Genomic DNA, 2,373 nt, shown 5'->3' with positions numbered 1-2,373 from the left:
GGGCGACGACGCGAATTGTCAGACAGGACCTAGCCGAGCACCGAGTCCAGGAAGCCCGTCAGCTCCGCGAAGACCTTCACGCGGTCGATCTCGTTGAAGACCTCGTGGCGGGCGCCGGGGAAGACGCGCTCGGTGGCGCGGCCGGCGCCGAGGCGCTCCACGCCGGTACGGCTGCCCTCGATCGGGACCAGCCGGTCGTCTTCGCCGTGCAGCCAGAGCAGCGGCAGGTCGCCGAGGTCGCCGCCCGCGGCCACGGCCGCCAGCCCCCGCTCGAACGCCAGGAGAGTCGGCCGTTTCATGGGGCCGTGCCACACCAGCGGGTCGGCGGCATAAGCCGCGCCCACCGCCGGGTCGCGGGAGAGCGCGGCCAGGCTGACCGGCACGTCCGGGATCTCGTCCAGCGCGAGCAGCCGCCCCGGCAGCGCCCACGTGCCGACCACCGGCCCCGAGAGCACCAGCGCGCTCAGCTCGGACCCGTACCGCTGGGCGTAGCGGGCCGCGATCAGGCCGCCCATGGAGTGGCCCACCATGACCAGCGGCAGACCTGTGTGTTCGGTGCGGGCCAGGTCCGCCGCCGCGTGGAGGTCGGTCACCACGTCCTCGAAGTCCCCGATCACCGCCCGCTCGCCGGCCGACCTGCCGTGCCCGGGGTGGTCGGGGGCGTACACCGCCGCGCCATGGCCGGTGAGCACCCCGGCGACCTCGTCGTACCGGCCCGCGTGCTCGCCGTACCCGTGCACCAGCAGGGCGAGGTAGCGGGGCGCAGGGTGCGGCCAGGCGCGTACGTGCAGCGCACCGTGGACGCCCTGGCGGATGTGGGCGCGTACGTCGTTCACGGGGCTCTCCTCCGGCGTGGTCGCGTGGGTCACTCCGGGGGGATCTTCCCAGGGGGCCGGTGCGAGGTCTATAGTCCGGTAGAGCCCAAAACTAGCAGTGCTAATTAAGTCGCTCCGTTCCGGCGGGGCGTAGGTTCACGCTGATCCACAACGTCGTCGGTCAGGAGTCCCGAGTTGCGTCCCGTCCACTTCGCGGCCGCCCGCCGCACGCCCATCGGCAAGCTGCGCGGCGCCCTGTCCTCCGTGCGGCCCGACGACCTCGCGGCGGCCGTCGTCCGCGACCTGGTGAGCGGCGTGCCCGCCCTCGACCCGGCCCGGATCGACGACGTGTACTGGGGCGCCGCCAACCAGGCCGGCGAGGACAACCGCAACGTCGCCCGCATGGCCGTCCTGCTCGCCGGGCTCCCGGACTCCGTGCCCGGCGCCACCGTCAACCGGCTCTGCGCCTCCGGCCTGGAAGCCGTCACCACCGCCGCCCGCACCATCGCGGCCGGTGAGGCGGACATCGTCATCGCGGGCGGCTCCGAGTCCATGAGTCGCGCCCCCTTCGTGCTGCCCCGCCCCGACGAGGCCCTCCCGCACCGCATGGAGACCTACGACACCCGCCTCGGCTGGCGCCTCACCAACCCGGCGATGAAGGACCTGCACGGCGTCCTGGCCATGGGCGAGACCGCCGAGGAGGTCGCCCAGCGATACGGCATCTCCCGTGAACGGCAGGACGAGTTCGCCCTGCGCAGCCACCAACTCGCCGCCACCGCACGGAAGAACGGCCACTTCGACGCCGAACTGCTCCCCGTTGAGCGCCCGGACGGCATCACCGTCGACCGCGACGAATGCGTACGCGAGGACACCTCCCTGGAGAAACTCGCCCGCCTCAAGCCGGTCTTCCGCAAGGACGGCACGGTCACCGCGGGCAACGCCTCCCCCATGAACGACGGCGCCGCCGGGCTCCTCCTGGTCAGCGAGGACGCGCTCGAGGAACTCGGCCTCGAATCCCTCGGCCGGTACGTCGCCGGCGCCTCGGCCGGCGTCCACCCCGACGTGATGGGCATCGGCCCGGTGCCCGCCACCCGCAAGGCGCTCGCCCGCGTCGGCTGGAGCGTCGACGACCTCCAGGAGGCGGAGTTCAACGAGGCGTTCGCCGCCCAGGCCCTCGCCTCCGTCGACCAACTCGGCATCGACCCCGGCCTGGTGAACCCCACCGGCGGTGCCATCGCCCTCGGCCACCCCCTCGGCTGCTCCGGCGCCCGCATCCTCACCACCCTGCTGCACCGCATGCGCCGCACCGGCGCCGGACGCGGCCTCGCCACCATGTGCGTCGGCGTCGGGCAGGGCGGCGCGGTCCTGGTGGAGCGCCCCTGAACCACCCCGACGGACCTTCCCGGCAAGGGAGTTCCGCAGCACGAGTCGTACCGCAGGAAACGGAGCCGCACCTCATGGCAACCCTGTCCGTCGCCGCCATCCTGGCCGAGAACGCCCGCCGCCGCCCCGACCGGACGGCCCTCGTCGAGGGCGACCTGCGCCTCACCTTCGCCGA

General features: G+C 73.5%; 2 protein-coding genes. One reads left to right on the top strand and one right to left on the bottom strand.

From position 1 onward, the window contains the following. Positions 1–29: 29 nt before the first annotated feature. Positions 30–836, bottom strand: a complete 807-nt coding sequence (locus GT030_RS23870) for an alpha/beta hydrolase (RefSeq protein WP_161202858.1) — start codon at positions 834–836, stop codon at positions 30–32. A 174-nt stretch (positions 837–1,010) separates the two neighbouring features. Between GT030_RS23870 and GT030_RS23865 the strand changes: the two genes are divergently transcribed. Then, positions 1,011–2,198, top strand: coding sequence for a thiolase family protein (locus GT030_RS23865; protein ID WP_161202857.1), 1,188 nt, complete (start codon positions 1,011–1,013; stop codon positions 2,196–2,198). The last annotated feature ends 175 nt before the right edge of the window (positions 2,199–2,373 follow it).

The organism is Streptomyces sp. SID1328, from assembly GCF_009865595.1.
In the GTDB taxonomy this organism is placed as follows: Bacteria; Actinomycetota; Actinomycetes; order Streptomycetales; family Streptomycetaceae; genus Streptomyces; species Streptomyces griseoluteus.
This window is presented reverse-complemented; position numbering and strand designations above follow the sequence as displayed.